Genomic DNA, 6,862 nt, shown 5'->3' with positions numbered 1-6,862 from the left:
CTTTGCGCGCCGCGGATCGGTTGCGAGCCTCGCTCACGCTGTCGATAGCGAGGAAACGGCGGGCGCGCGACCGGCGCACATCCGGGGCGATGCGTCTGGAAGTGCCTCCCTGCTCAGCAGGTCGAGCGCCTGGTCCGTACTTCCATCGTTCAGCGCGACGATGCCGGATGCGAAGAGTCTAACGTTATCTAAGTAGGCCTGCAGGTGCTCCGCGCCGTTGCGAACGGGTAGCAGGCACAAGATGCGGGTAGTCATGTCCGTTGAACCTGCCACGTCGATGCCGCTCCCGGAAATCCCTTCTGCCGCCCGGATTGCCACGTCAGGAGGGGGGAGCCGCTGATGCTGCATCCGCCTGGGGCGTCTCGCGCGTCGATGCGATCATGCCTGCAATGAAGGTCGCGCAAACTACCGCCGACAGCGTCAGCGACAGCATCGCCGATACCACGATGCCGATTTTCGCGTGGCCCGTGATCGCCGCAAGCAGCACGAGATTCTCGTCGAGCGGCATCGTCGCGAAGAGAATGCGCGACAACTTGCGCAGCAGCGCAAATCGGCCGTCGGCTGGCACCCAGCTCGCGAGTTGCAGGTAGAGGTAATAAAACGTGCACCAGCCGGCCACGGCAAACATTCCCCATGTCGCCATCGACGGGTTGCCGGACTGCACGGAGGCACCGAGTGCCAGCCCGATCTGCAGTGCGACGAGCGTCACCCAATTCGAAAGCTGATCGAGCTGCCCGCCGAGCGCGGACGCGCGGCTGCCGGCTCGCGCAACTTCACCGTCCATGCAGTCGAACAGATACGCGACCGCGATAAGCACCGCTGCCGCCAGCATCGCGCCATGCTGACCGTACGACATCAGGGTCGCGGCGGCGAGCGCCGCGAGCGCACCGAGAAACGTCAGCAGGTTGGGGTGGACGTTCGCTTTCGCGAGACGCCACGACAGGCGCGTCGACAGCCGGCGAATCGGCTTGTAGACGGGCGCTTGCTCCCGTTCGATCTGCTGACGCAAGAATGCCTGAAACGCGCCCGAATCGGAGGTCATGATGAGCGTGCTCTCACAAGTGCGGCCCGGGTTCAACCAGGCCGCGTCTTTCACTTGATCTCGCTTGCCTTGATCAACAAATTGCTTTGCGACTGCACACGCTCCCGCAAACGACCTACATTGTTCGCGAACGAATCGGCACGCGACACGTGGGAGATCGACGTCGCCAATGACGCCGCGAGCGACGCCAGTGTGTTCGCGAGCGAGGCCTCGAGCACCTGCTTGAGCACTGCCTGATTGGGCGCGGCCCCCCTGCCGACGCGCGAGATCGCCTCCGAGAACGACCCGATCAGGGTCGACGCCTCCTTCTGGAACAAATCGAAATTCGCATGTACCACTTCGGGTTGCTTGCTCATCACTTGCTCTCCATGCCCCCGTGAAATGGTCCGCTGATCAACGCGGCGGGGGCAAATGCCGCGTTGCGGGCCGATCGTCTGGATCGGAATCGATCACCGGCCCGTATTTACAACGCATCGAGCAAATGCTGCAGATCGAGGCGTACCGGATGATTGGCGAGCCGTTCGAGATTCACCTCCGCAATGAGCTCCGCGTAGGCCGAGCGTGGGACGCCGACCTCCGCGAGCGTTGCCGGCAGCCCCCATTCACGCAATTGCGCCTCCCATCGCTGCCGTGGCGTGCGCGCATTCGGCAACGCGAGGCGTGCCAGGATCGTCTCCTGATATTCGGCTATGCCCTTGCCGCGATGAACCTCGCGTGCGTGTTCGGCGAGCACCGGTCCCATGAACAGACCGACCGCATGACCATGCGGGATACCGAACCGCGCCGTCAGCGCGTAAGACAGCGCATGCGCCGCGGTCGTGCGGGTGATCGCGATCGCGCGGCCGGACAGATGCGCAGCGTACATGACGGCGGCACGTGCGTTGGCGTCACCCTCGCGAATCGCGTCGCCGAGATATCTGCCGCAGAGCGTCAGCGCGTCGCTCGCATACGTGATGCTTTCCGTCGTCGCCGCGCGTGACCACATCGACTCGATACCGTGACAGATTGCGTCGACACCGGAGCAGGCCGTCTGGCGCGCGTCGAGGCTGCCCGTCAATCGCGCATCGACTACGGCGCGGTCCGGCATGGCGTCCGGATGGTCGACCGAATGCTTGACGCCCCCGACATAGAATGTCGCGAACGGTGTGACTTCACTTCCGGTGCCAGCCGTGGTTGGCACCGCGATGCAAGCAGGAAGCCGTCGGGTAGACCCGCCGCGCATACGCAGCGCATCGGCGGCGCACAAGTGCGGACATGCGGCGATCCGCCTGACACCTTTCGCCGTATCAATGACAGCCCCGCCGCCTATCGCAAGAATCGTGTCCGCGCCGCTCCCCGCAAAGAACGCGCCGGCCATCTCGATCGATTCCAGCGTGGGGGAAGCGTCGGCGACGATGTAGTCGACGCGATCGCACGTCATGGCCCCGAGATGCAGCAATGCCTGCGCATCGCTCAGTTCGAACGAGCGAGGGCCGCGAAGCACCGCGATCCGCCGTGCGACAAGTTCGCGAGCGAGCTGCGGAACGTGCGCGGCGGCGCCGGGAAATACGAGCGACAGGTGTACGGACATGTCGGTCCACCTCTTTACACGATTTCGCCGGTCCTTGGCACCGCATCGGCCCGCACGCCGGCATCGGCCGTATTGCCGGCCACCACGGACAAAATGTCATGCAGACTCGCGCCCGTACGCGCGCATTCGTGCGCGCGTCCATGACGCAATATGGACTCGGCGGCAGCCGTCATTGCCGGATACGCAGCGCGCAGCAGGTGATTGGCGTAAATGACGCCGTTTACGCCGGCGACCTCGAGATCGTGCTCGCTGACGATGTCATAGGTTGACGGGATCGCAAAGATCGGCGTCCGCGCGTCGACGAGCCGAAACGCACGACAGAAGTCCAGTACCTCGACGGGTTGGTGATTGCGGCTGTGGATCAATACCGCGTCGGCGCCCGCCTGAGCATACGCAAGCGCGCGTTGAAGTGCATCATCAAGCCCCGCGCCCAGGATGAAGCTTTCGATCCGTGCCACGATCATGAACGCGTCGTCAACCTGCGCATCCTTGCCGGCGGCAATCTTCTCGCAAAATTCCCCGATGGCGATCTGGCTCTGGGCGGATACGCCGGACGACAAGGAATTGCGCTTGAGGCCAACCTTGTCTTCGATCACGACGGCCGACACGCCGACACGCTCAAGCGCACGCACCGTGAACACGAAATGCTCGGGCAGACCGCCGCTGTCCGCATCGTAAACGAGTGGCTTCATCGTCACGTCAAACATCTCGTTGATCGTTTGCAGCCGCATCGACAGATCCACGACCTCGATGTCCGGCTTGCCGCGCACTGTCGAGTCCGTCAGGCTGCTCGACCAGATCGCGTCGAATTCGCGAACGCCTCCACCGTCCCGAACCTGCGCGCGCTCGACAATCAGTGCAGTGAGCGGGCTATGCGCCTCGAGCACGCGAATCAGCGGGCGTACGCGCAGTGCGTGGCGCAAACGCGCCTGCCGCTCGCTCGGTGCGATACCGTTTCGGCGGATGCGCTGCTGGGCATAGGTCGACGATACGCCGTGCGTATAGGGTATTTCGATCAGTGTGCCATTCCATTCGCGCAACACCTCGACAACTTGTGCACGCGTATCGCGCTGTGCGCCTTCGCGCCAGTCATCGCCATGCACAACGAATTCGGGCCGAAGCTTGCGTAGATTGTGGCGGAAGTCGAGTGTCGTCTGCGGCACGACATCCTTGACCCAGACACTGTTCGCGACGACCGCACGCCGCTGCTCGAACGAGAAGAGCGGCATCCGCTTGTAGCTCGCGATCGCCTCGTCGGTCATCAATCCAACGATCACGTCGCCGTAGGTCGACGCATGATGCAGCACGTTCACGTGACCATCATGGAACACGTCCGCGCACATCGCGACGTAGACGACCGGCCGCGTCCGCGTACCTTCGCCATCACATTCAGTATTGCTGCTCGCTCCAGAATCGGCGTCCATGCTTGACACTCCCTCTGTTGAACGACATGTTGAATTCGTGTGCGAGTGCGGCGATCTCAGTGCCGGCCCAGAGGCCGGGAACTTCGATCAACCCCTGCTTGTACGACATTTTATAAAGCGGTGTGTCCGGGGCGACGAATCCTTGGCGCAAGCATTCCGTCAACAGTTCCGAACCGACGATCGGCGTTGCCGTGAAAAACGATGCGCTGGTGAAGCCCGCGTCGCATGCGAAGCGATAGGTTTCGCGCATTTCGTCGATCGTTTCGCCATCGCAGCCAAACATCGGCGGCATGCCGATGATGAAGAAGCCATGTACGTCGAGCCCGATATCCCGCGCGTATCTCACGAGATGACGCGTGCGCGCGAGATCGAGCGGCTTGCGGATCAGCTCAGTCAGCACGCGCTGCACGCCGCTTTCGATCGCGAACGTGATTTGGTAACACCCCGCGTCGCGCATCAGATCGAGCAAGCCTTCGTCCATGCGCCAAAGCGCGGTTCCTTGCGGTGTGCACCACGGAAGCTTGACGTCGGCCAGCGCACGAAACAACGTGCGCGCATGCTCTTTGTCGTTCGTGATGTTGTCGTCCTGTATGTGATACTCGTCGATTCCGTAGTGCTCAACGAGCGAACGGATTTCATTTACTACGTTGTCCGGGCTGCGACGGCGCAGCTTGCCGCCCCAGAAGTTGGTCGTCGTGCAGAACGAGCATTTCGCGGTACATCCTCGACTCGTGTAGAGCTGAGCCACACGCGATCCGACCGTATAGGGCGATTGATAGGCGCCGATTTCGAAGTAACGCTCCATGTTGTAGAGGTGCCAGGCCGGATAGGGAATGACGTCGAGGTCGGCGATCGGGTCGGTCGAACACGTTCGCGCAACCTTGATGAGCGGCATCGACTTGTTCGAGAAGATCCGGTTGACGCTGCGCTGCCGCACGACGATGCCTTGCAGGCTCTCGAGTGGTCGGGCGCCGTTCGCCCAGTCGAGGAATTCCACGATCGTGTTTTCCGATTCGCCGAGGAAAACCGCGTCGGCGTCAAGCGACTCGAGATACTGCTCCGGAAAATATCGTGCGTGGGCGCCCCCCGTGATCAGAAGCGCGTCGGGAACCGTATCGCGCGCGATCCGGAAGATTTCCTCGATGATGTCGGACTGGTTCGAGAAAATGCTGGACACGCCGATCACCTCAGGCTCCCACCGGCGCAGCGCGTCGCGGATCGACTGGGCACCGAGACCGTAGCGAACGAACTCGCCTGCGTTGTCGACGGGTTCGACCTGGTCGTAGCCCTCAACCAGACAGTCGAGCAGCCGTACGTCATAGCCATTGCGCTCGAGCATCGCGCCGAGATAGCCCAGTCCCAATGGATAGGTGCAGCGAGGCAGGTCGCCGCGGTACAGGATCGCCCCGGGGGACACCAGCATCACACGCTGAAAACGTCGGGAATCCTTCGCCGACAGCGCGGTTTCGAGGCCCCGGTAGACGACGTCCGAGCGCTGCGCGGGGTCAAGAAACTCGACCCTGATATTGCCGACGAAGCGTGTCATCGCATGGCTCCTTCGGGACCGAAATCGAACAGTCGGAACGCGTAGCCGTCACCGTGCGATGTCATGCCCGCGATCTTCTCCGCGTAATAGCGGTCGCGAAAATCACCCTCGTCGGCGCAATTGAACGTGAGAAAAAGATGTGGAACAACACGTCCCGTTCTGTTTGCATATGTCCGATGCGGTGCATAACCGTCAAATAGCAGTCCGTCACCTGCTTCGACATCGAGTGGTTGCGGGCACAGCGACGCGAAGAGTGCGTCGTCGAGTTGACCGTTCAGATTCGGATAAAGAAATCCAGGCGATGCCCCGGTCGCGAATTCAAAGCCGCCGCTGTCAGGTTGGGACGCCTCGATCAGCACGGCAACGGTCGCGTAATGCGACGCATAGCGGTTCCAGCCCGCGGCGGCATCCTGATGCGCCCTGAAGCCTGGCGAGGCCGGGTAGCGAAAATTGATCTTGTCCTTGAACAGCAGGCAGGGACGCTCGAACAGCGCTCGCGCGAGCGCATTGCAGCGCGCATGCAGGTCGATCCCGGTCCGCTCAGCGAAGTCTTCGGCAAAGCGTTCGATACGCACGAGACGCCGGCCTTGCGCACTATCCTCCCGATACGCGATCAGCGGCAGGCGATGTGTGGGTGCATCGAGCAGAGACTGGCAATAAGCGCGCGCGGCGCCGAGCTCTCGATCGTCCGCGAGAATGTGTTTCACCAACGTCCACGGCTGACCAGGCGTATTCATTTTTCTTCGCCGACATCAGTAGACCCCGCTTCGTTGACTATGCGTTTGCGAACGACCCAAACGCCCCCGTCCTTTCAAGGTACATCCTGTCGCTTCACTCGACATGCACATCGGAGGCGCATCCCAAGCAATGCGAAATCTTCTCCGTATCACCGATCGAAATCCTCGGTTCACACGACTCAGATGGTCAATCGACAATCTGGTTCTTTATCGACCCAACGATAACGAACGTGCCGCGCTCGATTCATATTAGGTAGACAAAAAGTATTGTCAACCCGTGATTCGGGAGATTTTAAGGGGCTGTTTTACTAAAAGCGAATGGCCCCAAAGCACCTACGACTCGCCGCACCAGCTTGATGGTGCGGATGGCGGTTTCATCGTGAAAGCAGCCGTTGCACTAGCGCCAATGCGAAAGGCGGTTCAGGGTCGCAAAATTGGATAGCCCCGTCTCCTTGCGGAAACGCGCCCCCGTTACTATCTTTACGCCCCGATAATTGGGGCTTTGGCCAGCCAGGCCCGGCATGATTCCCGCCCCCAGTCGCA

At 61.7% G+C, this 6,862-nt stretch carries 6 protein-coding genes; all 6 read right to left on the bottom strand.

What is annotated here, in order from left to right; translation table 11 throughout:
- Nucleotides 1–319: 319 nt before the first annotated feature.
- The 6 genes from WS45_RS31820 to WS45_RS31795 all read right to left on the bottom strand — a co-directional run bounded on the left by WS45_RS31820 (nucleotide 320) and on the right by WS45_RS31795 (nucleotide 6,319).
- On the bottom strand, nucleotides 320–1,042 hold the full coding sequence (locus tag WS45_RS31820) for a CDP-alcohol phosphatidyltransferase family protein (RefSeq protein WP_059533133.1): 723 nt from the start codon (nucleotides 1,040–1,042) through the stop codon (nucleotides 320–322).
- A 50-nt stretch (nucleotides 1,043–1,092) separates the two neighbouring features.
- Nucleotides 1,093–1,398: a hypothetical protein gene (locus tag WS45_RS31815; RefSeq protein ID WP_059533135.1), complete on the bottom strand. Its 306-nt coding sequence runs from the start codon at nucleotides 1,396–1,398 to the stop codon at nucleotides 1,093–1,095.
- A gap of 107 nt (nucleotides 1,399–1,505) precedes the next feature.
- Entirely contained in the window at nucleotides 1,506–2,612 is a 1,107-nt protein-coding gene (locus WS45_RS31810; RefSeq protein WP_059533137.1) for a phosphonoacetaldehyde reductase, read from the bottom strand.
- A gap of 14 nt (nucleotides 2,613–2,626) precedes the next feature.
- Nucleotides 2,627–4,036 carry a phosphoenolpyruvate mutase gene (aepX, locus tag WS45_RS31805; RefSeq protein WP_082722100.1) on the bottom strand — a complete coding sequence of 470 codons (1,410 nt, stop codon included), beginning with the start codon at nucleotides 4,034–4,036 and terminating at the stop codon, nucleotides 2,627–2,629.
- A complete protein-coding gene (locus WS45_RS31800; protein ID WP_059533139.1) occupies nucleotides 4,002–5,582 on the bottom strand; it encodes a B12-binding domain-containing radical SAM protein in 1,581 nt (526 codons plus the stop codon). The genes aepX and WS45_RS31800 overlap by 35 nt, the downstream gene beginning before the upstream one ends.
- Nucleotides 5,579–6,319: a phytanoyl-CoA dioxygenase family protein gene (locus tag WS45_RS31795; RefSeq protein ID WP_082722099.1), complete on the bottom strand. Its 741-nt coding sequence runs from the start codon at nucleotides 6,317–6,319 to the stop codon at nucleotides 5,579–5,581. Before WS45_RS31795 ends, WS45_RS31800 begins: the two co-directional genes overlap by 4 nt.
- Between the last annotated feature and the right edge of the window lie 543 nt (nucleotides 6,320–6,862).

Source organism: Burkholderia sp. RF2-non_BP3, from assembly GCF_001522185.1.
GTDB lineage: Bacteria > Pseudomonadota > Gammaproteobacteria > Burkholderiales > Burkholderiaceae > Burkholderia > Burkholderia diffusa.
Note: the sequence above shows the minus strand (reverse complement) of the source record. Positions and strands in the feature narration are given on the sequence as shown.